The organism is Sphingobacterium sp. UGAL515B_05 (genome assembly GCF_033097525.1).
Taxonomy (GTDB): domain Bacteria; phylum Bacteroidota; class Bacteroidia; order Sphingobacteriales; family Sphingobacteriaceae; genus Sphingobacterium.
In genome coordinates this window covers 2,638,389-2,665,061 of record NZ_CP109907.1, presented here as the reverse complement: position 1 = coordinate 2,665,061, position 26,673 = coordinate 2,638,389, and the positions used below count along the sequence as shown (strand labels likewise).

21 protein-coding genes are annotated in these 26,673 nt (G+C 39.2%); 8 read left to right on the top strand and 13 right to left on the bottom strand.

Translation table 11 applies throughout. The features are described 5' to 3' along the window. Positions 1 to 2 precede the first annotated feature (2 nt). The 8 genes from OK025_RS10650 to OK025_RS10615 all read right to left on the bottom strand — a co-directional run bounded on the left by OK025_RS10650 (position 3) and on the right by OK025_RS10615 (position 11,734). Positions 3 to 815: a hypothetical protein gene (locus OK025_RS10650; RefSeq protein ID WP_317669437.1), complete on the bottom strand. Its 813-nt coding sequence runs from the start codon at positions 813 to 815 to the stop codon at positions 3 to 5. Positions 816 to 845: 30 nt separating this feature from the next. Continuing rightward, complete coding sequence (locus OK025_RS10645; RefSeq protein ID WP_317669436.1) at positions 846 to 1,889, bottom strand: hypothetical protein; 1,044 nt, start codon at positions 1,887 to 1,889, stop codon at positions 846 to 848. 71 nt (positions 1,890 to 1,960) lie between these two features. Further along, positions 1,961 to 3,292: a DUF4302 domain-containing protein gene (locus OK025_RS10640; RefSeq protein ID WP_317669435.1), complete on the bottom strand. Its 1,332-nt coding sequence runs from the start codon at positions 3,290 to 3,292 to the stop codon at positions 1,961 to 1,963. A gap of 3 nt (positions 3,293 to 3,295) precedes the next feature. Continuing rightward, the gene (locus tag OK025_RS10635) at positions 3,296 to 4,666 is read right to left on the bottom strand and encodes a substrate import-associated zinc metallohydrolase lipoprotein (protein ID WP_317669434.1); all 1,371 of its coding nucleotides are present in this window, start codon (positions 4,664 to 4,666) and stop codon (positions 3,296 to 3,298) included. Between the two features lie 4 nt (positions 4,667 to 4,670). Beyond that, positions 4,671 to 6,143, bottom strand: a complete 1,473-nt coding sequence (locus OK025_RS10630) for a RagB/SusD family nutrient uptake outer membrane protein (RefSeq protein ID WP_317669433.1) — start codon at positions 6,141 to 6,143, stop codon at positions 4,671 to 4,673. Positions 6,144 to 6,154: 11 nt separating this feature from the next. After that, entirely contained in the window at positions 6,155 to 9,775 is a 3,621-nt protein-coding gene (locus OK025_RS10625) for a SusC/RagA family TonB-linked outer membrane protein (RefSeq protein ID WP_317669432.1), read from the bottom strand. Between the two features lie 233 nt (positions 9,776 to 10,008). Beyond that, on the bottom strand, positions 10,009 to 11,160 hold the full coding sequence (locus OK025_RS10620) for a FecR family protein (protein WP_317669431.1): 1,152 nt from the start codon (positions 11,158 to 11,160) through the stop codon (positions 10,009 to 10,011). A 52-nt stretch (positions 11,161 to 11,212) separates the two neighbouring features. Beyond that, on the bottom strand, positions 11,213 to 11,734 hold the full coding sequence (locus OK025_RS10615) for an RNA polymerase sigma-70 factor (RefSeq protein ID WP_317669430.1): 522 nt from the start codon (positions 11,732 to 11,734) through the stop codon (positions 11,213 to 11,215). 412 nt (positions 11,735 to 12,146) lie between these two features. Between OK025_RS10615 and OK025_RS10610 the strand changes: the two genes are divergently transcribed. Genes OK025_RS10610 through mnhG form a run of 7 tightly spaced genes read left to right on the top strand, consistent with a single transcriptional unit; the run spans position 12,147 to position 17,886 of the window. After that, positions 12,147 to 14,456, top strand: coding sequence for a putative monovalent cation/H+ antiporter subunit A (locus OK025_RS10610; protein ID WP_317669429.1), 2,310 nt, complete (start codon positions 12,147 to 12,149; stop codon positions 14,454 to 14,456). 56 nt (positions 14,457 to 14,512) lie between these two features. Beyond that, positions 14,513 to 14,932 carry a Na+/H+ antiporter subunit B gene (locus tag OK025_RS10605; protein ID WP_075994294.1) on the top strand — a complete coding sequence of 140 codons (420 nt, stop codon included), beginning with the start codon at positions 14,513 to 14,515 and terminating at the stop codon, positions 14,930 to 14,932. Beyond that, on the top strand, positions 14,932 to 15,288 hold the full coding sequence (locus OK025_RS10600) for a Na+/H+ antiporter subunit C (RefSeq protein WP_046671609.1): 357 nt from the start codon (positions 14,932 to 14,934) through the stop codon (positions 15,286 to 15,288). Before OK025_RS10605 ends, OK025_RS10600 begins: the two co-directional genes overlap by 1 nt. Further along, on the top strand, positions 15,285 to 16,793 hold the full coding sequence (locus OK025_RS10595; RefSeq protein ID WP_317669428.1) for a proton-conducting transporter membrane subunit: 1,509 nt from the start codon (positions 15,285 to 15,287) through the stop codon (positions 16,791 to 16,793). Before OK025_RS10600 ends, OK025_RS10595 begins: the two co-directional genes overlap by 4 nt. A gap of 19 nt (positions 16,794 to 16,812) precedes the next feature. Continuing rightward, entirely contained in the window at positions 16,813 to 17,271 is a 459-nt protein-coding gene (locus OK025_RS10590) for a Na+/H+ antiporter subunit E (RefSeq protein ID WP_227550155.1), read from the top strand. Continuing rightward, positions 17,268 to 17,543, top strand: coding sequence for a monovalent cation/H+ antiporter complex subunit F (locus OK025_RS10585; RefSeq protein ID WP_046671612.1), 276 nt, complete (start codon positions 17,268 to 17,270; stop codon positions 17,541 to 17,543). The genes OK025_RS10590 and OK025_RS10585 overlap by 4 nt, the downstream gene beginning before the upstream one ends. Further along, complete coding sequence (mnhG, locus tag OK025_RS10580; RefSeq protein ID WP_317669427.1) at positions 17,536 to 17,886, top strand: monovalent cation/H(+) antiporter subunit G; 351 nt, start codon at positions 17,536 to 17,538, stop codon at positions 17,884 to 17,886. The genes OK025_RS10585 and mnhG overlap by 8 nt, the downstream gene beginning before the upstream one ends. Positions 17,887 to 17,946: 60 nt before the next feature. On the opposite strand, the gene OK025_RS10575 is transcribed toward mnhG, so the two are convergent. Then, a complete protein-coding gene (locus OK025_RS10575; protein ID WP_317669426.1) occupies positions 17,947 to 19,038 on the bottom strand; it encodes a lactonase family protein in 1,092 nt (363 codons plus the stop codon). Positions 19,039 to 19,520: 482 nt separating this feature from the next. On the opposite strand from OK025_RS10575, the gene OK025_RS10570 reads away from it, so the two are divergent. Beyond that, a complete protein-coding gene (locus OK025_RS10570; RefSeq protein WP_317669425.1) occupies positions 19,521 to 20,870 on the top strand; it encodes a peptidylprolyl isomerase in 1,350 nt (449 codons plus the stop codon). A gap of 77 nt (positions 20,871 to 20,947) precedes the next feature. Here the strand turns inward: OK025_RS10570 and OK025_RS10565 are convergent, their stop codons facing one another. The 4 genes from OK025_RS10565 to OK025_RS10550 all read right to left on the bottom strand — a co-directional run bounded on the left by OK025_RS10565 (position 20,948) and on the right by OK025_RS10550 (position 26,658). Next, positions 20,948 to 21,832: a DUF4440 domain-containing protein gene (locus OK025_RS10565; protein WP_317669424.1), complete on the bottom strand. Its 885-nt coding sequence runs from the start codon at positions 21,830 to 21,832 to the stop codon at positions 20,948 to 20,950. A 121-nt stretch (positions 21,833 to 21,953) separates the two neighbouring features. Continuing rightward, entirely contained in the window at positions 21,954 to 23,420 is a 1,467-nt protein-coding gene (gene cysS / locus OK025_RS10560; protein ID WP_070569119.1) for a cysteine--tRNA ligase, read from the bottom strand. A gap of 21 nt (positions 23,421 to 23,441) precedes the next feature. Continuing rightward, positions 23,442 to 24,743 (bottom strand): ribosome biogenesis GTPase Der, encoded by a 1,302-nt coding sequence (der, locus tag OK025_RS10555; protein ID WP_070569188.1) that lies wholly within the window; start codon positions 24,741 to 24,743, stop codon positions 23,442 to 23,444. A 169-nt stretch (positions 24,744 to 24,912) separates the two neighbouring features. After that, complete coding sequence (locus OK025_RS10550; protein ID WP_317669423.1) at positions 24,913 to 26,658, bottom strand: RagB/SusD family nutrient uptake outer membrane protein; 1,746 nt, start codon at positions 26,656 to 26,658, stop codon at positions 24,913 to 24,915. Between the last annotated feature and the right edge of the window lie 15 nt (positions 26,659 to 26,673).

Sequence of the window (26,673 nt, the reverse complement as noted above, 5' to 3'; positions counted from 1 at the left end):
TTTTAATTTTTTAAAGCCAGATTTTGCCTCACTTTCAATGGAAATAAGCTATATACTTCATGATATCGTTCAACGTTATCTTTATTATTTAGCTGAATTTTATAAATACGGGGAATAACCTCAGCGTCAATATTCCTTTTCATAAAATCGATTTCATCTGCTAACAATTCATTCTTCACATCAACCAACCAGTCTTTTGATAAGAGCTTTTGTATCCGACCTACTTCTTGCAAGAATTTATGATCACTATAACGTATTGCTAACTGCTGAAGACTATCTTTTTGATGTCTGTTTTTATCCTTAAAACGATCCACCAGTGTTAAGTATTCATTATATAACTTGTTGTTTTCCCCACCTGATACAACCGCCATTTTAATAGATTCGCTTCCATTTTTAGCCAACAATAGTTCTTCTAACTCGGCCTGTTTACCAGGACTTTCAAGCAAGATCTTATATTTGCCTGACTCTTTGGGATCGAGCCAAAATGTAGTTGAAATATAATACTTTGGTGTACCAAGTTCAGGCTGACGGGCAAATCGCTCAATCTCCTGCGGCTTCACCACATTCCGATCCCACGAAAAAACCAATTGATAAATCCCCTTTGGAAGCGATTTACTAGTTAAAACAAAATCTTCTTGATCTAAAGTATCAGACATCATCTTTTCACCTGTCTCGAAACTATATAAATCGATATAGAAGGGAGCTGATACGGGAAGCTTTCCTATAATTTCAGTCTTTATCACATGAGTATGCCTATAACAAGCACAAAAAATAAGAACTGAAAAAAAAATTAGTAGGTTAGGAATTTTTATCATAATCTTGCTCCCTTGGCTTAGCCATATTATCTAAGATTTTCCAAACTGCTTATAGATCTCACCATTTTTTATTTCAACAATGAAATGATTCTTCTCATACAAACTTTGATGCTCCGCTGGCAATCTATATAAGCCATCTGGTACATATTGGGTAAAGCTACTATTGGAGTACAGTTTATTGTTAATACTATTAAAATATATGCTAGTACTAGGCATAGGCTCTATTCGCGGATCTTGATAAATCTTTTCCCAAGTTGGTGCATATAAAGCGAAGCTAGAATTATAATTTATCTGTACAGTTTTTGGAACCTCAGGAAGAATATTTTCCTGGTTCGACCCACCAGTGTTACCTATATATATCCAACCAATATTTTGAACAACAGGATAAACAAAAGTTTCATTTGAATTACCAGCAAAATATTGATTATAGATCTGTTCGCTAATGTCTCTTGTTCCTACCAAGGTCTGTATCGCCGCTAAAAGATAAAATCCACTCCAAGGATCATAATGTGGTAAAGGATTAATATAGACATTCTCATAGCCATCATTTACGACCTGTTTAGAAAACAACAAAGTTCTTTCATTGATATCACTTACAATCGGGTTCTGAGCTATGAGAGATTTGTACGAAGAAATCAAACATTTCATTGTCGTCAAATTGGAAGAACCGATATAATGCGAAGGATTATCTAAATAAGTATAAATTACGTCAAGAGTATAATCTATATTCACGTCGATTGGCTTGGGAGTCCATGGCTGAGGTCCAACAGGTGTATTCGGTGATGTTGAAGCTGAGCATGCCAAACCTGATTGAATTAGCTGCGACATTTTCGTTTCAAAGTCGTAATTTGACACATCATGTGTACCAGCATATCTCATATATCGCATCGTAGAATCATTGTATTTTTCTGCACAAGAATTAAATTCTGTAGCTGAAACAACTACCCCCTCAATAAACTCGTTGTCTTTACTAGCAGCAAATTTTTGCGACCTATTTGGTTCTAATGAACTTTTACCACATCCCCCAATAAACAGTAATCCAAGAATTAAAATACTTTTATAAAATTCTTTCATAGCAACATCATTATAAATAGAAATATCAGTATCGACCAAGGCCATCGCCCGATCGATACTGAATTAAAATATTAATTATTTTGGCCTGTAAAATAAAAATCAGGATGCTCAACGCTCTTAAATTGAGACATGACTTCTCCGGTTTCGGAATTTACAAAGTATCCCAGTTCAAACGTATCAACATTGATCCGCTCCTGCAGTAAATAGCGAACATCGTTGTAAAGTGCTCCATCATTTCCCGTAGGTGTTCCGCTTAATGTAAATTTAAATTTACCATTTTCAACGGCGTAGGTATAATTATACGTTAGGGTGAATGTTTTAGAACCTTCGTATGTCGTATTAAACACAATAGTCATTCTTTTATTAACAGATTGGAACTTAAAATCTATAGTCCTTAAAATAAAGAAATTAACCCCATCAAATCCCCATCTATTAATTCCCGCTTTTGCTTGCGCTTTACGTGTCGCAAAATTTGTACTCCACCCATTATACGTGGTCACATCCGGAATGGTAATCACAGAGAAACTTGCTCCTAAAGCTGTAAGATACGGAACAACAGAAGAAGCATTAATTTTCAACGGATATTCCTTGCCATCTTTGTCAAGCCCAACAAGAGAATTCTCATCCTTCCATATGAAACGTTTTAGTTGAACATTATTTATTAGGACGCCACCAACGATTTCAAGTCCATCTATTGTATTACAGAATTCAACAAAGGAAGAAGAAAAACTTCCATCTGCATTGGCAGTAATAATAGACATTCTTTTGGTTCGAAAACCAAATGCCAATTCTGCTTCCACATTGCCCACAACAATCGAAGTTAACGGGTTTTTCTTAAAAAATGCTTTATTTTTGTTAATTACATCAAGATAGCCCTTTGAAGTATATTTTTTTGCTTCATCTTCTTTTGCTTTAACCAGAATAAGCGGTCTAATAAACTTACGTCCCTGAAAGAACAAGGTATCGCCATGAGTCTTCACGTAATCGTATTCATTGTCACTACCATGCCCTTTCCCAGCTGTTCCACCAAAAACACTAGGATCTGGATCTTGCAACATAGTAATATAGTTATACGTATCAAAAGAAAGCGTAGCATACATTATCTGACGTATGCGATAGGTGGACTCCTTTATTACGGAAGATGTATTCTCGTTCAAATCCGCAACCATCTTTAATCGATCATTTTCACCAAACTGCATATAGAAGCCATATCCCCCTTTGGATATCTCCGTGGTTGTATAAGCTTTCCACCCGTATGGTGCATCTACCAATGTCTTTTTAACATACAATAATGTATCGGAAATCCTATCATCGGGATTACCGAATATGGGATCCATTTCTTTTGGTTTGCTACAACTGAAAGCCAATAGGACCAAAAACATTAAATAAAATATCTTTTTCATAATCTAATACTTCCTCAAATTTACTTTGCCCATAAATGTTGCATTTGGATCCTTTATATCTTTTAAGATCAAAAATTGCAGATAATCGCTCGGATTGACCGACAAATCGACTTGTTTCCAGTCGGCTGAAAAACTAGTACTGCCCAAATAATCGATCAGGGGTTGCGTATCTTCTAATACCCAATCGATGGTACCATTACCATAATTATTGCCTGTCCCTTGGGTCGCCGACTTAGCGATTTTAAATGTATTGTCTGCGTTTTTAACAATATCAAAGTCATAGGATGCCGTGTAGGTTACATTATTATCGCCAAATCCAATGTTTAAAGTCGCCTTTGTAGCGGAGACAAACTGGAAGGTCATTGATTTGGTGGTCCAGCCTCCGAGCTCATCCAAAATTGCCATAAATAGTGATCTTTGCTTGCTGGAAATCGTGTTTTCTAATCCCCAGGTGTTTCGGATATCCCAGTCCAACGAACCAACATAGTCATTGCTCAATGCCGTTGTAGCGGAATAACGTGTAGATTTGTATTTTTCCGACATGACGCGCTGAAATTCAATCTGCAATTGCGTTACATCAATGTTAAAATTCTGCATCATGTAATCCCGTACAATCGCCTCCTTTTGCTTAAACTTGGGATAAGCATCCTTTCCACTATCGTAAGCAAAATCGTCATAATATAATTGACCAGCGACAATTAAATGTGATAAGACTTCGGCAAAATCTTCCCCGATCGACTTTCTCGAATAAGGTGTAATGAAGCCCAATGATCTTGCTTTTGCCTGGTCATTCTCCTGTGCAGTCCAATTCGAGTAATAATCACCTGCACATATTTTTCCAAACTCAGCAGGGATAAATCTCATCTGATTTAGGATATGGGTAAATTCATGGTGAATAACCTGAAGGTTACCGGTTACAGAATTTGAATTCGCAATGTCAAAATTATTAATCCCATACAAAGTGATCCTTCTACCTCCGTCTGCAGTTCCTCCTTTTACTGAGCCATCCACATCGTAATCACCTGATCCAAATAAAGCAAACTGTTTGGGTGTGTATGTTTTTATAAAGGGTACTCCCCCGATTTTCTTATAAACATCCAAAAATCCATTAATTACCACATCCATTTGTGGAATAACCTTGGATTCGTCTGCCGGTGCTATATTTTTATTAATATCATGCATATTTCGCTGATACCGGTAGACTACTTCAATATTATAGGGATCGGTCAGATTCTTTGTAATCCATTCGTCAATAGCTCCTGGAACAAAGGTATCGTAATTTTCAATTTTAGTATTCAGCTTCTCCTCTTTTACACAGGAATATAAACTGGCGAACAGACCGACTATTATACATGTTTTTATTATCGTTTTCATAAAATTACCTTGGATTTTGTTCAACACCTGACAACTTCGCTTCTTGTGGGATCTGGAAAACACGCCGTGGATCCTCAGGTTTTAATTCGATATAAGACTCACTCTCATCGTTGGCAATAACAAGATGTCTTACTGTTATGCCTTTACGAATAATATCGAACCAACGTAAACCCATCGACATAAATCCAACTTGTTTAAATTGTAGAACCGTTTGAATAAGTGCTTCCTTATCATCTTGAACACCAAAAAATGCTTTGGATTTTGCAGCCGTTACAGCATGGTTTGTAGGATTGTAACCATCTATTCGATTACTTGCCATTAAATTCATATCTGCAATACCAGCTGCATTATTTCCCAATTCCAAATAAGCCTCTGCCCGATTCATTAGTGCCTCATCTGTAATTAATACCGGGACCATAAGCATAGGAAATCCCGTATTTGCGGTTGCATTTGTTACATACCAAAATTCCTTCCAGATATAAGTAGTATAGTGTGGAGCACCATAGGAGACACCGAAATTATAAAACTTCGCTCCTGCAGCAGTAGTACCATTATAAATCTTTTGAAACACATTGATCCCCATAGCATAACGATTATCCCACCAGCGTTGATAACCACTGTAAGTTTCATTAATCAACAAACTATAAGGTTGATCGGCCTTGGAAAAGACCGTATGTAACTCCTCGAAGGTCATTTTCTTGAATGTGGAATTATAAGGAATTAATTTTCCTGCAAAATTTCCTCCCGCAAAAATTTTGTTAGCATTGTCAACCACTTTTTGCCACTCACCAGTAAACAGATAAAAGCGTGTTGCAAAAGCATGCGCAGCAGCTGGTGTAAAATGGTATTTAGGTACATTCCATTCTGCTGGATTCCCGTCTAAAAGCGCTAATCCTTCTTCTAGATCCTTCCGAATATTATCATAAACAGACTTCACCGTTCCACGATCATATTTTTTGATCACCACGGTCTCCGGTTCTGTCACATATGGAATTCCGGGAGAGGTATTACCCTGCGGATTTTTATAGTCATAAACTTTCGCAAAGAAATTGACGAGCATAAAATGCGCATACGCCCTTGCAACCAAAGCTTCACCTTTGAATGCGGAAATTTCCTTTCCGAAATTATTGGTTTCGATTGCAGCCAAAGCATGGTTCGCAGCTGCAATAGCTTCGTAACAATTATTCCAGTAGCTATTGGGGCTATCCGTATCACTGTTGTTGATGTCTTGCCAACGATATAGGGAAGGAACTGGCTGATATAGTCCACCTACGCCTTTATCTTCCACATTATCTGAATAGGTTTCGGCCATTGCAAGATAATTACCAAAAGGGTAAGCTGACGTAATAAGTCGTTTGACTTTATCTACCGTATTGATCTCGGCGCGCATATCTGGTTGCTGATCCAGATATTTGTTACAACTGCTGAGTAGCAGCGTAGAAGAAATGAATAAATATTTAAGATGTGTAAGTTTCATAATTTAGTCGTTTAAAATCCCAATTTTACAGATAGAGTTACTTGCTTCGGAACGGGTAAGGCTACCCCTCCATTGTTATAGAACTCAGGATCGACTCCATTTAATTTTTTATCTGAATAAATCAACCATAGGTTATTCCCCACCAAATTTACTTGCGCAGTTCTAAATTTAATTTTACTGACAACAGATTTGGGAATATTATATCCCACGGAAATTTGCGATAAACGTAGATAATCACCTTTTGCTACACGTTCTGATGAATAATTGTAAGCATTATAAGAATAAACAGATGCCGTACGGTTACCGGCAGCATTCTGGACATCAAATTCTGCAGTTAACCCATCGAGTGTAGAAGGAATTACTGTTAAATATTCGTCGCCTTTGTAAATAAAACGATTGATCAGTTCCCTTGATACATTATACATATCTAGATACACAGGAGAATAATTAGGCTGTAGACGAACCATATTGCCCAAACCAAACTTCAACAAAAAGGAAAAACTAAAGTTCTTATATTCCAATCGGTTGTAGTAACCTCCGGCAAGCGTCGGATCCACAGGACCTTCATATTTAAGAAACTCCGTTTGATTGTCCTGAAACCAGAAATAAGTTTCACCCGGAGTACCATCTGTACCGATATAAGTCGGATAACCTCCATTGGCGGCCAATTTATCAAAGTCCAGAGAATACAAACCTCTATGAGGTTTGCCGACCATTGCTCCACCCTCGCCGGAAATCAAATCCCAGATATTGCGAGTTACATTTAATTTGGTAATTTTCGTTTTGTTAAAACCAAGTGTAAGCTGTGTACGCCAAGTAAAACCATTCGGGTCTTTAAATGGATATCCGCCAACCTGAATATCAACCCCATGACCTTTCATATCAGCGTAGTTTGCTAATTTCTCAAATTGTCCACCAATCCCTGAAGTACGAATTGGCCCAATTAAATCAAATATATTACGCCGGTAATAATCAAAGTTCAGATCGATTCGATCGTTCAAGAATCCTAAATCTGTACCAATATTAAGTTCGTACATTTTCTCCCAGGTTAGCTCGGAGTTTTCTAGGCCACTTATACTAATCTTGCCTTCTTTTTCTCCGTCGTAAGGTCTATAAGTAATAGCATTATAGAAAACAGCCGAAGAATTGGAAGCATTCCCCATATTAGCAACCAGACCATAAGTTCCCCTTAACCTAGCACGTGACAAGATCTTATTATCTCTATTAAAGAAATTCTCTTGATCGATATCCCATGCTGCCGATACGTTCCAGGTCGGTAACCACCTTGCAACATTCGTCCGCCCCATTTTATTGGCTCCGTCATAACGTGTTGTAAAGTTAAATGAGTATTTATCTTTATAATTATAAGCGCCGCGCAATGCATAAGCTAATTTGCGGTCATAAGTATAGTTCATCGCAAATGGTGAATCGCCAGATTCAATCTGTTTTTTATAATACCGATAGGCAGGTAAAACCAGATTGCCATTTCCATATTCGATTCCTGGCCCATTAAAATCGTGGCTCTGCTTATCCGCATATTGGAGTTCATAGGTTCCAAACAAGTTCATGGTATGGTCATTCCACTTTTTGTTGAATTCTAAATTATGCCGCATATAATAACTAATCATATTGTTATTGGCAACATTAAAAAATCCCCCATTGGGAAGAATAACATATTTATCGGTATTTGGAAAATCGGGATCAGCATAGAGAAAGCGATTTCCGCTATTGACAGTTTGGTCTTGATTTGCCCGATAGGCTTTAGAAAGGTTGGCATTCTCCGTGATCATATGTTGCCTTTCAGAATTATAATAACGATACATTCCGGTTGCTGAATAGGTCAAAGAGGGCAAAATCTTATACGTTAAACCAGCCTGAACTTTAATATCCATCAATTTTAGTTTGATATAGTTATTATCAAGTTCATTGAAGATATTAAATGGTGCATAATCTCGCGTGAAATACTCTAAGTCACCATTTTCATCGTACGGTGTAATAATACGACTGGTATTTAGCGCATAGGAATATGGGTTAATGTCAAAGTCCCGGGAATAACTACCATAAACGGCATCGGAGTTACGATTTAGAGTTCCAGGCGTACGTTGATCACGAATATTTCCCTGAAAAATAAACTCTGTACTCAATTTATCATTGATTTTATAGTTATTACGGATATTAGCCGTAAAACGTTTTGCCTGATTACCAAGCGTATAACCGGGGTCATTCATAAAACTCGTTGAAGCATAGGTCTGTGCCTTTGCAGTCCCAGTACTCATACTCAACGAATGGTCATGTACAAAACTATTTCTAAACAATAAGTCAAACCAATCTGTATTCACGTTTGCATAACGTTGTAAAAAATTATAGCGAGAAGGAGCATCATTTCTGAGTTTGAAAGAATCGGTGTTTGGATCATACTCATACATGAGATTATACATTTTGGTAAATACCCCTCCTGTTCCTGCTCTCGAAACCTGAGAGTGATTGAGATAACCTTTGTTTTCCATATCAATTACCAACTGCATCTGCTCAGCAGAATTCATTATATCGAATTGATTATAGTTGGGTTTAATATAAGTCGTAAAGTTTCCGGAATAATTAAAATGTACCTGCCCATCTGTATTTTTACCTTTTTTTGTATTCACGACGACCACGCCATTCATCGCAGCAGCACCATACATCGCAGTTGCGGCAGCATCTTTCAAAACGGTAATCGATTCGATGTCGTCGGGATTTAGCCCAGCTACAGAAGAGCCTAAAAGTGTATTTGCGTCTCCTGTAGACAATGCTTCGTTGGAGATATTGACAGCCTCATCTAGGATGACACCATCAATTACCCATAAAGGTTTATTATCCCCAGTTAATGAGGTTGCGCCCCGTACCCGAATTTTTGGTGCTGCACCAAATGTCCCAGATACGTTTTGAACAGAGACACCCGCTGCTTGGCCTTCCAACATCCGGGAAACATCAGGAACCCCAGCTCGTTCGGCTTCTTTCGCATCAATTTTCGTGGATGCACCCGTGAAAAACTTACGATCAAGATTCTGATATCCAGTCGCAACCACGTTGACTTCGTCTAATTTTAAATCATTAGCTGTAAGTGTAATATTTACGGTTGACTTACCCTCCATAGAGACTTCCCGTGTGCCAAATCCTACATACCGTACAACCAAAACAGCCGATGTAGAAGCATTGATTTTAAAATGGCCCAAGTCGTCAGTCTGTGTTGAAATAGAGGTTCCTTTTACGGTTACTGTCGCTCCGCTCAACCCTTTTCCGTCCTGACTCTTAACAGTTCCAGAAATACCCTGTTGCAGCGCATTTCGATCCGAACGAATGCCTTCCTCGCCATTAACTGAAATCGTATTTGCTATAATCTTATAGTCTATATGATTGTTGCGTAGGACAGAATTCAATGCTTCTTCTACTGAAGCATTTTTTAAGTTCACATTGACCCTCACCTTAGAATCAACATTCTCCCCATAAAATAATTGCAAATTGGATTGTTTGGAAATCGCATTCAATGCTTCTTCAATTCTTGCATTTTTCATCTTCAAAGTAACTTTCTGTGCAAGGCCATTGGCTTGAACTCCGGTCACAAAGGCGAAAAGAAGGCAGGTACTAATTTTCATAATACGTAAAGGTTTACAAAACCGTGGGTCATGAGGTATCAGTCGCCACGTTTTGCCAAATGGTAAGTTATTCATACATTTACTTTTTGTGGTTAATTGGGTTTACTTAATTCGCTTTAAAAATTTCTAGGCCTTTTGATCATTTCGGAACAGGGATGCTGCAACATTCCTGTTCTACTTTTTATGTAAGACCTTTAGGTTAGGTATTATTTTTCTTACATAAACACTCCTTTTTATTTGTTTTCGACAATTAATTCTTTTCCTTGAAGCTCAAATTTCAAATCACAGACGTAAGTCAACATTTCCAAAACTTCGGACAGCTTAACATCGCGTTTAAAATTACCATTATACACCTTATCCAGCGCCACATCTTTTTTAAATCGAACCTGAACATCGTACCATTTAGATAGTGTAGAGGCAATCTCTACAATCGTTTCTTTCTTAAAATAAAACTGATTATTATGCCAGGAAAGATCGTGATCTAAGTCTGCCTTCCCTTTGCTGAGAAGGTCATCTTTGAGATTCGCATACTCTCCGGGCTCAAGAACAATAACATTTCCTGAATGGCTAACTTGAACCCTTCCCGAGGATAATGTCGTACGGACATTACTACTATAAGCGTTAATATTGAAATGCGTCCCCAACACCTTCACTTCGCTTCCTCTAGATTCCACAACAAAAGGACGCTCAGCATCATGAGCGACCTCGAAGTAAGCCTCCCCCTCCAAGATAACGCGACGCTCATTTTCTTTAAACTTTACAGGAAATTTAAGCTGAGAGTTGGCATTTACCCAAACCTGAGTACCATCTTCTAAATTTAATTTATAAAAATTCCCTTTGGGAACAACCAGCGTATTAAATTGTATTCGAGTCTCTGCTTTCGGATTATTCAGTTGATCAACACTATCTTTATGTGTTAAGGCAACTATTTTCGGATCAACAGCTTTGTTAGATTTCTCCAAAGGCATAATCGATCCATCCGCCAGGACGAGTAAAGCTCCAGATTGCGCCGGTGAAATATCCCCTTTTACAGGATGTACAATTGCTACTTTCTCTAAAACTCTCCCTTTCTGCTGAAGGATATAAAAGAGCGCTGTTCCCAGCAATATCACGAGAATGGCTGCCGCACGAAGAAATGGTCTATAATTTCTCTTTGCTTTAGCGGAAACATGTTGAATTTTATGCCAAGCACGATCTTCATCCAAATTGTCCAAAAAGATAAGATCCTCCTCAATATTTTTTGCGTCCCGAAAGCTTTCTAGCAAATCATCGTTAGTTTTGTCCGATTTCCGCCACTGCTCAATAGCATTACGCTCCGTCATGGTTTCTTGACCACGAAGTAACTTATTGATGAGTTTGGCTATGTAATTGGTATTAGCTTTCATATCCATAGGTTAGAAACCCTATAGAATCGTCAAGGGTGACAAGAAATTAAAATTATTTTAATAAAAAAATAACAAGGGGTAAAAATTCGGGATGCAGCTTATCCAGTAAAATCTTCATGCCTCGTTGTTTTTGCGTTTTAACGGTATTTACGCTGATCTGAAGTTTTTCGGTAATTTCAAGATTCGACAAGCCTTCTAAATAGCCCATCTTAAAAATTTGCTGACACGCAGTAGGCATTTCGGCGATAATTCGATAGACTTCATTGATCACTTCGGTATGAATCACGGACAGTTCAACAGAATGCGCATCTTCCTCATTGAACTTTACTCGGGTCCAATACTTTTCTTTTACTTTTTCATGTCTTAAATGCTTCAGACAAGAAAATCGCACGGCAGTATATAAATAGTTTCGTACAAACGTTTCCGACTCATCCATTCGTTGTTGCTCCTTAAAGAATGTTATAAAAGCTTCCTGTACCAAATCTTCTGCAACGGAAGATTCTCCCACAAATTTCCATGCAAAGTGGCATAAATTTTTATAATACCTTCTAAATAACTTCTCTTCAGAGCCCATAATTCCAACGGGTATAACAAAATTGATTAGAAACAGTCCTTGGCGGCTGATTAACTACTCTAAGATAGAGTTTTTTAATATTGTTTAACAAAATTTAACATTTTTATTACATAAAATATTAATGTCTGGGCTTAAAAATTCTATTTCCCAATAAATTAACTTCTCTTGGCCCTTTTTTACAAGCTTATTCTCTCATTAAAAATTTATTCTCAAGTCAAAACAAAATCCCTGTTTTTATCATTTATTCATAGGAAAAACAGCTGAAAAAACACCATTTTCCGCTTTTTTTTACTATATTGTAAACTTTCAAAAAACCTTCATCGCTATATAAGCGTTGGCAACGATGAACTGTAGAAGGTTCTTATTGACAAGTAAAACAAACACTTCAATAAAAAATTAAAACAAAGACTAAATGCTATTTACTGTTCTATCAGGATTAATAACATCGAGCCTTATTGTTCCATTTGGTCGATTCCTTAAAACCAAATGGGGTTTTATTCTCGCATTCTTACCGGTACTTCTATTTCTATACTTTACGCAATATATTGTACCAATTAGTCAAGGCTCCTATTTCGTACAGTCGACGTCATGGGTACCCTCTTTAGGTATCAATCTGGATTTTAAATTAGATGGACTATCATTACTTTTTTCCTTATTGATTACTGGAATCGGAGCTTGCATCTTTTTCTACGCCAATGCCTATCTTAAAGGGCATCGGTATATCGATCGATTCTTTGGCTACCTCTGTCTATTTATGTCGGCGATGCTGGGACTTGTCCTGTCGGACAATATGTTATTACTGTTTATCTTCTGGGAACTGACCTCGATCAGTTCGTTTTTTCTCATAGGATTTAACAATGACAACAAGGACTCACGAAAAAGCGCATTGACCGCGTTATCTATTACCGGTTTGGGCGGCTTTTTCCTTCTGGCAGGTTTTATTTTACTCGGTAATATTGCCGGCACCTATCATATTACGGCACTCATTGGTAAAGTATCACTCATTCAGCAGCATCCATTGTTCCCGCTGGTCTTTGGCCTCGTAGCACTTGGTGCTATTACGAAATCGGCACAATTTCCTTTTCATTTTTGGCTACCCGGTGCCATGAAAGCGCCAACGCCTGTATCGGCCTACTTACATTCCGCAACCATGGTGAAGGCCGGAATCTACCTTTTGGCCCGTTTTTCACCAATACTTGGGGGCAACCCAATCTGGATGTATTCTCTCATGGCCATTGGTGGCTTCACGATGCTTTATGCCGCATTCCATTCCCTTTTCAGAACCGACTTAAAGGGAGTTCTTGCCTACTCAACGATATCCGCACTAGGTATTTTGGTTTTCTTATTGGGCCTCGGCACAAAGGACGCCATTATTGCAGCAAGTGTCTTTATACTAGTACATGCCTTATATAAAGCCGCTTTATTCTTGATTACGGGGATTATAGACCATGAAACCGGAACGCGGGATCTTACAGTCTTGCGGGGGCTACGCAAGGTATTAATGCCTGTCGCTATCGCTGGTTTCCTAGCGGCACTTTCCAGTGCCGGTATTCCACTTACATTTGGATTTATTGGAAAGGATCTGATTTACGAGGCAACACTGCATGCCACACCCGATTTATTTCTCTATTTGACCGTCGCTGCAGTAATAACAAATATACTCTTGGTCTCTGCCGGATTTATGGCCGGTATCAAACCTTTTATGGGTAAGCTGCCCGAGCAATTTAATACAATCCACCTGCCCTATAAAGCCATGTGGATCCCACCTTTACTTTTAGCTATATTAGGAGTTGTCTTTGGATGCATCCCAGGACTTGTCGGCGAATGGATTGCCGGACCTACCGCAACAAGTATACTCGCAAAACCGGAAACATTTCACCTGAAAATCTGGCATGGCTTTAATTTAATCCTCCTATTAAGCGCTATTACAATTGCTGCTGGCACCTTACTTTATTTCGCAAACAGGCCCAGCGAGAAAAAATTGGCTTGGATTGCAAATTTCAATAAGATTTCTCCTGAATATATCATTCAATTATGTGCGCAGGAAATTGTTTTGTTCTCTACTTTCTTCACCAACAAAATGCACAACGGCTATTTGCGTTCGTATCTGTTGAAAATTATCTTATTTGCCGAATTATTGATCGCCTACCAGTTATACCTGGGGGGACCACTCCATATCAAATGGGAAACCCTATCGCCAGTGAGTTTCTACGAAGTCACCACAGTCTGCATTTTGGTCGGTGCCATTGTACTTACCATCCGCACCTCATCCCGTTTAACTGCCGTAGTAGCCACCAGTGTTGTAGGTTATGCCATATGTCTTATTTTCGTATTTTACAGTGCCCCAGATCTAGCGATGACGCAATTCACCATCGATACACTCACGGTGGTACTCTTCGTATTGGTACTCTTTAAGCTCCCCTCTTTCCTGAATTTGGCCAACCGACGCACCATCATTCGCGACGCCGTGGTCGCTATCGTTTTTGGCATTCTGCTATCCATGGTTGCACTGCGTGTACTCCATGAACCAACGACAACCAATATCAGTGATTTCTATGGCGATTATGCTTATGTGCTTGCTAAAGGAAAAAATGTTGTCAATGTATTGCTTGTCGATTTCAGAGGTTTTGACACCATGTTTGAAATTGTGGTATTGAGTATTGCTGCATTAGGGGTATACAGCTTATTAAAATTACGTTTAAAATCTTCGGATAAAGAATAATGATAGTTAAAGGTTATGCACAAATGAGCTAATAGCTCCTTGCTAAATAGTAACAAATGAACAGTACAATATTACAGACCGCTACGCGGTATTTATTACCGATACTTTTACTTTTCTCGGTGTTCCTTCTACTCAGGGGGCATTATTACCCAGGCGGAGGTTTCGTTGGCGGCTTAGTTGCTTCGATTGCCTTTGTGTTGCATAGTTTTGCCTTTGGCCCTCAAAATACCATGAAACTGATTCAGTACAAACCCTTGTCACTTATTCCCATAGGATTGGGGATTTCGGCCATAAGCATGTTCTTACCTGCATTTTTTGGCTACCCTGTCATGACCGGGCTTTGGCTGGAAGAGAAAATTCCCGTTATCGGGATGATAGGAACGGCCTTATTTTTTGACCTTGGTGTATACTTTGTTGTCATCGGTGTCGTCCTGACGATTTTATTTACAATTGCTTTAACTACTGAAGAAGAATAATGGAACTGATACTCGTGTTATTGATCGGCATCCTTTATGCTGCCGGAATATACCTCATCTTGCGTCGAAGCATGGTGAAACTGTTGCTGGGGATTATGTTACTGGGCAATGGTACCAATATTTTGATCTTCTTATTGGGAAACATTATTAAAGGTAAACCACCTATCATTGGACCCGATCTGAAGGTATTCACCGATATTTATGCGGACCCGATTCCGCAAGCACTTATTTTAACGGCCATCGTGATCAGCTTTGGCCTAACCTCCTTTGCCATCGTTTTACTCAAGCGTGTATATGCATTGCTTGGTACTGATGATCTGGATGATTTGAACACGCCTGAGGAAGAAGATATATGATAGACAACCACATTATAGCCACGATTATCGTGCATTTATTTATTGCTATTGTCCAACTAATGTTTTGGCGCAAATCCACCGCACAACGTTTTCTGAGTGTCGGTGGAAGCTTGCTCGCACTCATTCTTGCCTTTAAACTATTCTTCAAGGTTTACGATGGTGGTATTTTGACCATGAATGCGGCCAATTGGAAAGCTCCTTTTGGAATTGTCTTTGTTGCCGATCTTTTCAGCAGTACCCTTGTACTCCTAACTTCAATCGCAGGGCTGGCGGTCTCCATCTTTTCCTGTGTCGGCGTAGGGCGCCAGCGTATTCTCTACGGTTACTTCCCGATCTTTCACTTTTTGATGATGGGGCTCAATGGGGCTTTTCTAACCGGTGACATCTTCAATCTGTATGTATGGTTTGAAGTTATTATTATTTCCTCTTTTGTATTGATGACTTTGGGGGGCAGAAAATCCCAATTGGAAGGTGCCGTAAAATATATGGCCATGAATATTCTGGCTTCCACATTTTTCTTAACAGGAATAGGCATTCTTTATGGCATTTCAGGCTCGTTAAACATGGCCGACCTGGCCCTCCGTATTCCTAAAATACAAAATCAGGCATTAGTAGAAATTACAGCAACATTTTTCCTGATCGGTTTCGGAATTAAATCCGCCGTATTTCCACTCTATTTTTGGTTACCGTCCTCTTACCATACGCCACCTTCGGCCGTAGCAGCGACATTTGGAGGCTTATTGACCAAGGTTGGGATTTACGCCTTGTTCCGCGTATTTTCCTTACTATTTATTCCCAATCATTTTACCAAGGAACTGCTTATCGTCTTAGCCATATTGACTATTCTGACGGGTGCTTTTGGCGCACTGATCAAAACCAATATCCGAAGGTTGTTTTCTTATTTGATCGTTTGTCATATTGGTTTTATGATTGGCGGATTGGGCTTATATAGCAAATGGGCTTTATTAGGCGCAGTATTTTACCTGATCCATGATATCATGGTCAAAACGAACTTATTCCTCATCGCTGGTGTTATACGACAACTCCGCGGCACCATGGATATGACCAAACTGGGTGGACTTTATGCCCAATATCCAAAGATTTCATTACTTTTTGCCATTGTTCTATTTTCATTGGTGGGCATTCCACCACTATCGGGCTTTTGGCCAAAAATATATCTTTTCAAAGACGCTTTCCAGTTAGAAAAATATGCTTTCGCGGGAGCCCTGATTATCGGCAGCTTTATCACCTTGTTTGTCATCGCTAAAATGTGGGCGCAGGTATTCTGGAAAGATGCGCCTGATCCGGAAATCATTGACGATAAATTTGCGGGTATGATCGGCTATAAGAGAACAATGCTCATACTTCCAGTTGTTATTTTGGCGTCTGCGTCTCTCTATATTGGACTCAATGCCGAAGCTATCATCCATGTTGCGGATCAAATCGCGACACAATTATTGGATCCATCACCTTACATAAACGCTGTATTAGGAGGGCAGAAATGATATGATAAAACAGTTTTTAATGAACCTCATGTTATCCTTCATCTGGGTCGCTTTGACGGGATCGATGTATTACACCAACTTCCTATTCGGCTTTATGTTGGGATTTGGTATCCTCTGGCTTATGAACAGGAATGAAGTAGATCAACGCTACTTTTATCGGGTCCCCAAAACCTTGAGTTTTATTCTTTTTTTCCTGTGGGAAATGATTGTCGCCAATGTGCAGGTTGCATACGACGTAATAACCCCCAAGTTTTTTATCAAACCTGCGATTGTCAAGTATCCCATGGATGCAAAAACCGATTTGGAAATTAACCTGCTTTCAACCTTTATCTCGTTGACACCCGGCACACTTATCCTCGACGTAAGTGAAGATAAGAAAACGCTCTTTATTCACGTCATGTACATGAAAAGCAAGGAACAATTTGTTTCTACTCTTAAAAATAATGTTGAACGAAGACTTTTAGAACTCTTAAGATGACTTTAAATAGCTATTTTGACTATGTGATCCTTCCGATCTTGACTATTTCAGTCATATTGGCTTTTATTCGGCTGTATAAGGGCCCTCAGATATTTGATCGTGTAATCGCCTTAGACCTTATTATCACCATTGGAATCGGCATTATTACCGTTTATAGTATACGAACTTCCCAGGAGGTGTTTTTAGACATTGCCATGATCTTGGCGCTTATCGCATTTCTTGGTACGATCGCATTTTCATTTTATTTAGAAAAACAAAGCAAAGATGATTGATATTACTTTAGCCATTCTCAGTACCATCGGGGCATTGGCCATACTATTTGCATCTATTGGCATCTTGCGGATGCCCGATTTTTATTTACGCCTTTCAGTTACCGTAAAAGCAGCAACATTGGGTGTCGGGCTATTGCTCATTTGTGCAGCCATGACCTTCCCGGATGTGTCCGTAACGACCAAGGCTATAGCCATTGGATTTTTCCTAATCCTCACTGCGCCAGTCGCGGCACACATGATTGGTAGGGCGGCCTATATCCAGCGGGTAAAAACATGGAAGGGAACCACCTTAAATGACCTTGAAAAGGAAGGTGAATTAGATTGCAGAAAAGAAGATTTTTAAGAAAAACGTGTACTATTTTTCTTAAAAATCTTCTTTTCTTATTCGGATTTCTGGTCTTGATTAGAATATAACACAAACAGGCGATGGTACAGCAATTTCTTTCCCAGTATCGGTTAACAAACCCGTTTTAGCATCCCGGCTAAACAAAACAATGTTGTTGGTATACTGATTTGCTACCAAAAGGTACTTACCATCCGGAGAGAGGTTGAAATTGCGCGGTCCTTTACCTTTTACCGAAAGATTGGAAAGCTTCTTCAGTTCCCCATCCTTCTCCACCGAAAAAGTAGCGATTGTATTGGCATCGCCACGATTGGTTGCATACAGAAATTTGCCATCAGCCGACATCTTAATATCCGCACCACCATTATTCCCTTTAAAACCTTCTGGATTGATTTCAAAAGTACTTTGATACATCCATGCATCACCATCTTTCTTATACGATGCTATTTGACCGGTCATTTCCAATACAACATACAGGAATTTCTCTTTCTTATCAAATATGATATGTCTCGGACCACCTCCAGCAGGCGTAAAGATATCTTCTGATTCATCAGCTAGGCTATAGGTATTTCCTGATTTATTGACCGCAAAGATAGAGATCTCGTCCAGACCGAGGTCTTGAACGTACAACTTATCCCCTTTACTGGAGAAAAACGTAGAGTGCACATGTGGTTTTTCTTGGCGTACGGGGTCCACCCCCTTACCCTCGTGTTGTATTAAGCGTGCTCTTTTGCTTAAAACACCATTACTTTCCAAGTCAAACAGAGCCGCAGATCCGCCTGTATAATTTGCCACGGCGAGCAAGTTACCCTTAGGATGTACCTCAACAAAACATGGCGACTCTCCTCCGGAAGGAAGTGAATTTAAAAAAGTTAAATGACCGTCCTTAAAAGAATAGGCAGAAACAGTGCCCTCTTGATTTGGAACCTCATTAACCGCATAAATAAAGTTATTATTTCGCGCCAAAAAGGATGGATCTTTACTTTCTTGCGTGCTCGACAAAGTTGTTTCACCAGTTTTAACATCAAAATTATAAATATAGATGCCTTTGCTCGCGGTTTTGCTCGTATATGTGCCCACAAACATAGGAATCTGTTGCGCAAAACTAGCCAGCGGTAAAATTGTCATCAAATAAATAAATGCTTTTTTCATTGAAATTATTTTATAAATGTAGATACTCATTTGTTGAATGAGACCATTACATCAAGTTTGTTTCTAAATTATACGGGACCCCGATTAAATTCCTCCATTCATTCCTCGTGTGAGGATCTAAAAACCCCTCCATTTTACAGGTGTAAATATCGTCAATAGACTTGTTAAATTTGGTTAAAACCGTCCTTTCTAATAGGCAAATGCGTATTTTAGCACATCAATTTTAACAATTCTAAAATCACCCATTTAAAATATTGGGAATACAAAAATATTGTTAAATAAAAGTACGAATAATTCATATAATCTGATAATTTTGTGCTGTTGTTCAAAAAAGTATATATTGAACACAATTACTACGCATACCGCCGAAGGCAGCGTGAATGCTTGTGACAAAAAAATAAATCATGGACAAATAACCGAGTGGAAGAAGTTCATTTATACAAATGAAGATCACTCATAAATATCATAAATAATTTATACGGATGAAAAAAAACATTTATATATTGTTTTTATTGCTGTTTGCATCAATTCAGGCCAGTCTTGCGCAACGTCAAGTTATTGATCGCGTTGTCGCAACGGTTGGATCGGGCATTATCTTACAGTCCGACGTGGATATGCAATATTCTCAATGGTTAGCGCAAGGGAATAAACCAGATGAAAACTATAAAGATGGTATATTGGAACAGTTAATTGTCCAAAAATTATTATCTCAACAAGCCGTAATTGACTCCATCGATGTAACCGAGACGGAAGTTGATGACAACCTCAATGCACGCCTTCGCCATATGTCCCAACAGGCTGGAGGACAAGAACGTCTTGAAAAATTCCTTAACCGCTCTTTATTGCAATACAAAGAAGAAATGCGCCCGAGTGTTTTCGAACAATTAAAAGCGCAAAAAATGAGACAAAACATCGTTTCCAAAATAGATGTAACTCCGTTGGAAGTAAAACGTTATTTTGAAGGCTTGAATAAAGACAGTCTGCCTTACTTCAATACCGAGGTAGAAATCGGTGAGATTGTCATGATGCCCAAATTGACAGATGCAGAGAAAAAAGAGCAGCGAGATAAGATTGAAGGTATCCGCAAGCAGATCATAGATGGCTCCGACTTTGGAACTATGGCACGCATATACTCTCAAGATCCCGGATCTGCCCCTTATGGTGGTGATTTAGGTTTTGGTACACGTGACAACTACGTAAAGGAATTCTCCGCGATGGCTTTTAAATTAAAACCGGGAGAAATATCACCTATTGTAGAATCCAAATATGGCTTTCATATTATTCAGGTGCTCGAAAGACGTGGCGAAGAAGTACACACACGCCATATCCTGATGAAGATCAATCCTGGGCCTGCAGCATTGGAGAGAACCAAAAATAAATTGGACAGTATCTATAAACTGGTGGTTGACAAAAAAATGGATTTCTATCATGCCGCTACAAATTTTTCAGATGCAGAGGAAAGTAAATTCAATGGGGGTATGATCCTAAATCAAGAGGGCTCGAGCCGCACGACGGTAATCCCTATGGATGGTTTGGAGAAATCAGTATTTACCGCAATCGATCCGCTAAAACCAGGAGAATACTCGAAACCAGAGCAATTTACAGACAAAATGGGCGATGTTGGCTACCGTTTCAATTACTTGAAAACACGTATCCCGCCTCACAAAGCAAATTTGGACGAGGATTTCACAAAGATCAAAGAAGCCGCCGTTCAGGATAAAACCAACCGTAATCTGAGCAAATGGTTCGATGATAAATTGAAGACCACCTACATCAATATCAGTGATGACTTCGGTCACAGTGAAGGATTGAAAAAATGGAAAAAACAATAGTGTACAACACACTTATCCTATAAAAAAGGGCTTGAATATAAACTATTCAAGCCCTTTTTTATTTCGCTATCATTCTGTTATTTTTCAAACATCATCTCGATCAGAATATTCCAGTTCGCTTTCTTCACATCATCTTTCGCCAATTCACTCAGTTGCCAGATACGAATATAATTATACTTCACAACCTTATCCTTTTGTCGCACCGTTGCAGTTCCCTTGGTATAGGCAAAATCGCCACTATACGAACGTTTTACTTCTTCGGGCACTGTTTCTACCGTCATCCGTTGTTTTTTGAGATAAGCCATCATTTCGGCTTTTCCTTCCATCGGACTGGTCCAAGGGAACAAAAACCGGACATCCTCACTTAAAAACTCCTTATATGCGGTTGGGTTATCGGCTTTCAAAACTGTTGACATCAATTTGTCTGTCTCCAGGACAATATCTTCACGCTGATTCAATCGCACTTTAGAGCGATGCTTCAGATACCACGAGTCGGTAGGTTCGATATATTCAAGATCAAATTCCCCATCCTTCCCGTTATTTTCAACTTCAGCACGGATATCGACCAGCCACTTACCCTTCTTATTGCGTTTCCACACAGTCAGGTATTCCCCATGACGCAATCTTGCACCTACTTTCTGAAAGTCCATAGACCCCGAAGTCACACCAAACTCCTGACTTTTAGCAATCAACGCAAACGTAGGTTGCCAATTTAAAACATCGGGAATATTTGGTCTATTATTAAGATAGTTATAAGCATTTACTGCCGATGGGACGTAAAACGTAGATTCCTTATCAATGATCGAAAGAAACGCCTGGTGCGGTGTAGAGGCTTTAGCCAATGCAGCAGCATCCTTATCGGCCTGCAATAGGCTTCCAACTTTCTCAGGTATCTGCGCATATAGCGTTGTACCAGCAACACTCATGAATGCGACGACGGATAGCCTATTCCAAAAATTCATATGCAAAATGATCTTTCTTTTAAAGGTTATATGGAATATCCATTGGTTTCCACGGATAATGTGTTTTCCCAATAGGAATATTCCATTTTACTCCTCTTTTATAAATTCGATTTCTTATCTATCAAATCTTATTCCAAAGTGTTCCTTCTTTGCTATCTTTCAATTGAATTCCAATAGAATTAAGCTCATCACGAATACGATCTGAGGTGACGAAGTCTTTATTTGCTTTGGCTTCGTTACGTAGTTTAATGACCAGATTCATGACGTCATCGATATCATCGGATGCTGAAGTCTGATCATTTCTAAGCCCTAGGATATCCTCAACAAATTCTTTCATGAATACTTGAAGACCTTCCAATCCTTCTGCCGTTACTTTCGCTTTACCATCATAAATCGAGTTGATGATACGTACAATTTCAAACAGTTCGGCAATGAGTACAGGGCTATTAAAGTCGTCATCCATAGCTGCGTAACACTTGCGGCGGATTTCAGCTAAATTGAATGAATCAGCACCTTTAGACACCTTCAATTTGTCTAAAAGACTGATCGCAGTCATGAGTCTTTTATATCCCTTGTCGGCCGCATCCAATGCCTCATTGGAGAAATCCAACGTACTCCTATAATGTGCCTGCAACATAAAGAAGCGTACGGCCATCGGCGAATAACCTCTATTCAATAAGGGATGATTTCCAGTAAATAGCTCGCCCGGTAAAAATCCATTTCCGGCAGATTTGGACATACGTGCACCATTTACAGTCAACATATTCGTGTGCATCCAATATTTGGCAGGGCTCGTATGGTTACATGCTTCAGACTGTGCAATTTCATTGGTATGATGTGTAGCTGCCAAATCCATTCCACCACCGTGAATATCAAACTGATCACCTAAGTACTTTCTGCTCATGGCCGAACATTCAATGTGCCAACCCGGAAAGCCAACGCTCCAAGGTGCAGGCCAACGCATAATCGTTTCAGGTTTTGCTTTGATCCACAAGGCAAAATCCAAACGCCCCTTTTTCTCATCCTGACCGCTCAATTCACGGGTATTATTGAGCATATCCTCCAATTTACGATTGGTCAATATCGTATAATCGTATGTTTCAACATATTTTTCAACATCAAAATAAACCGTACCATTCCGCTCATAGGCATAGCCATTCGCTATAATCTGTTCGATCATTTCGATCTGCTCGGAAATATGACCTGTCGCAGTAGGCTCAATACTAGGCGGCAATGTATTAAAAAGACGCAATACGTCATGAAAACCTATCGTATACTTTTGAACGATTTCCATCGGTTCCAACTGCTCCAATTTTGCTTTTTTTGCAAACTTGTCATCCCCTTCATCACGATCGCCTTCCAAGTGCCCCGCATCGGTAATATTGCGCACGTAACGCACTTTATAACCAAGATGACGCAAGTATCTAAAAATCAAATCAAAAGACACAAACGTTCGACAGTTTCCCAAATGCACATCACTGTACACTGTGGGTCCACATACGTACATACCAACGAGATTGGGATGAATAGGTTCGAATTTTTCTTTTGTTCGCGAAAGCGTATTGTATAAATAGAGATTATGGTCCATGTTTAATCGCTGCTTGGAAATCTATTTTTGTCTGAAATATATTTGAATTGGCACACCTGTAAAGTCAAAGTTCTCACGCAATTTGTTTTCAATAAAACGTTTGTACGGATCTTTGATATATTGTGGCAGATTACAGAAGAATGCAAACATCGGTGTCCGTCCTGGCAACTGTGTTGCATATTTAATTTTGATATATTTACCCTTTAAGGATGGCGGTGGATAATTCTCGATAATATCCAGCATCACTTCATTCAACTTGGACGTAGGGATCTTCTTTGTCTTGTTGGCATATACCTTGTCGGCAACTTCCAACACCTTAAGAACACGTTGTTTTTCGGTCACGGAAGTAAAGATAATAGGCACATCTGTAAATGGTGCTATTTTCTCTTTGATGCGATCTTCAAAAGCCTTCATTGTTTTGTTGTCCTTTTCGATCAAATCCCACTTGTTGACAACAATTACGATACCTTTACGGTTCTTCTCTGCCAGGTTGAAAATATTAACATCCTGCGCTTCTAATCCATCCTGTGCGTCCAACATTAAAATCGTCACATCAGAATCTTCCAAGGCTTTGATGGTACGCATCACCGAATAAAACTCAATATCTTCATTTACTTTGGACTTACGACGAAGACCTGCAGTATCGATCAATAAAAAGTTATGTCCATATTGATTGTAATGTATACGGATTGAATCACGTGTTGTCCCGGCCATTGGCGTTACAATATTGCGATCTTTGCCGATCAATGCATTTGTCAAGGAAGATTTACCCACATTCGGGCGGCCTACGATGGTATATTTCGGTAAGGATTCTTCTTCTTCCTCCTCCACTTCGAAATGAGAAACCACAGCATCCAACAGTTCACCTGTACCCGATCCTGTAGCCGACGAGATATTGAAGACCTCTCCTAAACCAAAGGCATAAAACTCTGCCGATTCATGGTGCAATTTTGCGTGATCGACTTTATTGGCCACGACATACACAGGTTTGGAGCTTCTTCTCAGAATATCAGCGATTTCGTCATCCAGGTCGGTAATACCAGTTGTGACATCCACCATGAATATAACGACTGAAGCTTCTTCAATAGCGATATAGACCTGATCGCGAATAGCCTCTTCAAAGACATCATCCGAACCATGTACAAAACCACCTGTATCAATTACTGTAAATTTCTTTCCGATCCACTCGGCTGTTTCATAATGACGGTCGCGCGTCACCCCGCTAAAGTCATCAACAATCGCCTTTCTACTTTCTGTAAGACGATTGAATAAGGTAGATTTACCAACATTTGGACGACCAACAATTGCAACAATATTTGCCATATTTATTTTATTTGATCCACCCGCTCTCACAGCAGATGGCACTTTTATGCTAAAAATATACTTAAGGGAACAAAGATACGGATTCGAAAGGGATTATCGCGACACAAAAACAAAAATGGCTTTACCGTGAAGTAAAGCCATTTATCGGGTTTAAATTATAAATATTCGTCTAATTAGACGTTGGATTCTGCGTCAATTTACCTGGATAAGAATTTATTGCGTTCTGTGGAATAAAATAAGTCACTCTAAAATCTGTTGGTAGAATATCTTCAAATTGTTTTTGTGGTCCAGGATAAGTTCTATTCAACGGTAACCCATTACGGAACACATCATAGCTGCGTTCGGCCTGATAGGCCAATTCCAACTGACGCTCTTTATCGATCAGTTTGCTTGCGTTGGCCGCATCAATCGAAGTATATCCTCCATTGACGATAGAACGATTTCTGATGGTATTCAAATCATTTAATGCAGCACCATAGTTACCTAATTTTGCATTAGCTTCGGCACGGTTTAAATAAATTTCACCCAAGCGACTGATTACAGGCGAGTGCAGTTGAGACTCCTCCCCTTCACGTGAACATTTCACAATATAGAATTGGGGATAAGCGCGGTTTAAGGAAATATAGTAATCTATCATACCCGCATAGGTATTGCCATCCTCATAGGTAATTGAATAGGTCTGTTGATTAGCATTAATTGCTGTCAATGTATATTCTTTAACAACCTCCTTATCACCGACCTTTTTGACTTCTCTCGCAATAACATTATTTCCACTAATTATAACTGGAATCTGTACATAGCTCACTGTTTTAGGGTCACCGGCCTTCGCTGGGACGTCCTGCTTGATAAATCGAATTACTGTTGAATAGTTGTCCTTATCATCTTTGGCATATGTTGGTTCAATAAATGCAGCACGTGCATCGACAATGTTGTAATGATCAGGTCTCCAATCATTACGACCAGTTTCATTCAATAGATCAATGTACTTGGCACTGGAATACATCTCACCCCAGCCCATACCACCGATATTGGAGTACATACCACCAATACCATAATAGTGATCATCGCCCGAAAATTCAGAAGCGACACGTTTCACCGCAAAGATGGTCTCTTTGTTATCTTCTGGTCTAAAGGTATTATATTTCATGAATTGCTCACGGGCCAACAGCACATATTTACCTGAATTAATCACCTTATCTGCATATTCAACCGAAAGACGAGCATATGCTGCATTTGGATTTTTATAGGTACCACTCATATACAGATATATACGGGAAAGCATCGCTTGCGCTGCACCTTTGGATGCATATGTAGCCCCTTTATCAAGTGTCAGTAAACCTTCTGCCTTTTTTAGATCGCTGATTGCCTGTGCATACGTATCTTTGACAGAAGAACGGTCCGGCAGATTCAAATTATTGAAAACATCATCAGGTGTACCATTGACAATAGGGACACCTAAGTTTGTTTCTGGGCTTTGATAGTATGGCTTTCCAAATGCACGACAAAGGTAAAAGTACATCATTCCACGGATGTAATAACACTCCCCCAGTTTGTTGTCCATTTCTTTGCTTTGACCTTCTGCAAACATCTTGATGACGTTCGAGGATTGTGCAATAGCTTTATAGCCGCTGTCCCAAAAATCCTGTAAACGATAATTGTTTGGAGTTCTCGCATAGGAGATAAATTCGTAAAACGCATCTGTCGATGAACCGCGGATCATCATATTATCACCAGCGTATTCACCTAAACGGTGCATAGGGTCGGACCAAGCTTTTAACTGTGCATAAGTACCGGTTACCATTGCATCAGGATTAGTTACAATATTATCTTCGTCCATTGAAGTATAAGGAAGTCGATCTATATCGCAAGAGGATACTGCCGTTGCGATTAAAAGTCCGATTAATATCTTTTTCATTATTGATTTTCTAAA

What these genes read in the sequence shown, in the direction of transcription:
- OK025_RS10650 (WP_317669437.1), bottom strand. Translation starts at nt 815, where the DNA reads ATGATAAAAATTCCTAACCTACTAATTTTTTTTTCAGTTCTTATTTTT.
- OK025_RS10645 (WP_317669436.1), bottom strand. Translation starts at nt 1,889, where the DNA reads ATGAAAGAATTTTATAAAAGTATTTTAATTCTTGGATTACTGTTTATT.
- OK025_RS10640 (WP_317669435.1), bottom strand. Translation starts at nt 3,292, where the DNA reads ATGAAAAAGATATTTTATTTAATGTTTTTGGTCCTATTGGCTTTCAGT.
- OK025_RS10635 (WP_317669434.1), bottom strand. Translation starts at nt 4,666, where the DNA reads ATGAAAACGATAATAAAAACATGTATAATAGTCGGTCTGTTCGCCAGT.
- OK025_RS10630 (WP_317669433.1), bottom strand. Translation starts at nt 6,143, where the DNA reads ATGAAACTTACACATCTTAAATATTTATTCATTTCTTCTACGCTGCTA.
- OK025_RS10625 (WP_317669432.1), bottom strand. Translation starts at nt 9,775, where the DNA reads ATGAAAATTAGTACCTGCCTTCTTTTCGCCTTTGTGACCGGAGTTCAA.
- OK025_RS10620 (WP_317669431.1), bottom strand. Translation starts at nt 11,160, where the DNA reads ATGAAAGCTAATACCAATTACATAGCCAAACTCATCAATAAGTTACTT.
- OK025_RS10615 (WP_317669430.1), bottom strand. Translation starts at nt 11,734, where the DNA reads ATGGGCTCTGAAGAGAAGTTATTTAGAAGGTATTATAAAAATTTATGC.
- OK025_RS10610 (WP_317669429.1), top strand. Translation starts at nt 12,147, where the DNA reads ATGCTATTTACTGTTCTATCAGGATTAATAACATCGAGCCTTATTGTT.
- OK025_RS10605 (WP_075994294.1), top strand. Translation starts at nt 14,513, where the DNA reads ATGAACAGTACAATATTACAGACCGCTACGCGGTATTTATTACCGATA.
- OK025_RS10600 (WP_046671609.1), top strand. Translation starts at nt 14,932, where the DNA reads ATGGAACTGATACTCGTGTTATTGATCGGCATCCTTTATGCTGCCGGA.
- OK025_RS10595 (WP_317669428.1), top strand. Translation starts at nt 15,285, where the DNA reads ATGATAGACAACCACATTATAGCCACGATTATCGTGCATTTATTTATT.
- OK025_RS10590 (WP_227550155.1), top strand. Translation starts at nt 16,813, where the DNA reads ATGAACCTCATGTTATCCTTCATCTGGGTCGCTTTGACGGGATCGATG.
- OK025_RS10585 (WP_046671612.1), top strand. Translation starts at nt 17,268, where the DNA reads ATGACTTTAAATAGCTATTTTGACTATGTGATCCTTCCGATCTTGACT.
- mnhG (WP_317669427.1), top strand. Translation starts at nt 17,536, where the DNA reads ATGATTGATATTACTTTAGCCATTCTCAGTACCATCGGGGCATTGGCC.
- OK025_RS10575 (WP_317669426.1), bottom strand. Translation starts at nt 19,038, where the DNA reads ATGAAAAAAGCATTTATTTATTTGATGACAATTTTACCGCTGGCTAGT.
- OK025_RS10570 (WP_317669425.1), top strand. Translation starts at nt 19,521, where the DNA reads ATGAAAAAAAACATTTATATATTGTTTTTATTGCTGTTTGCATCAATT.
- OK025_RS10565 (WP_317669424.1), bottom strand. Translation starts at nt 21,832, where the DNA reads ATGAATTTTTGGAATAGGCTATCCGTCGTCGCATTCATGAGTGTTGCT.
- cysS (WP_070569119.1), bottom strand. Translation starts at nt 23,420, where the DNA reads ATGGACCATAATCTCTATTTATACAATACGCTTTCGCGAACAAAAGAA.
- der (WP_070569188.1), bottom strand. Translation starts at nt 24,743, where the DNA reads ATGGCAAATATTGTTGCAATTGTTGGTCGTCCAAATGTTGGTAAATCT.
- OK025_RS10550 (WP_317669423.1), bottom strand. Translation starts at nt 26,658, where the DNA reads ATGAAAAAGATATTAATCGGACTTTTAATCGCAACGGCAGTATCCTCT.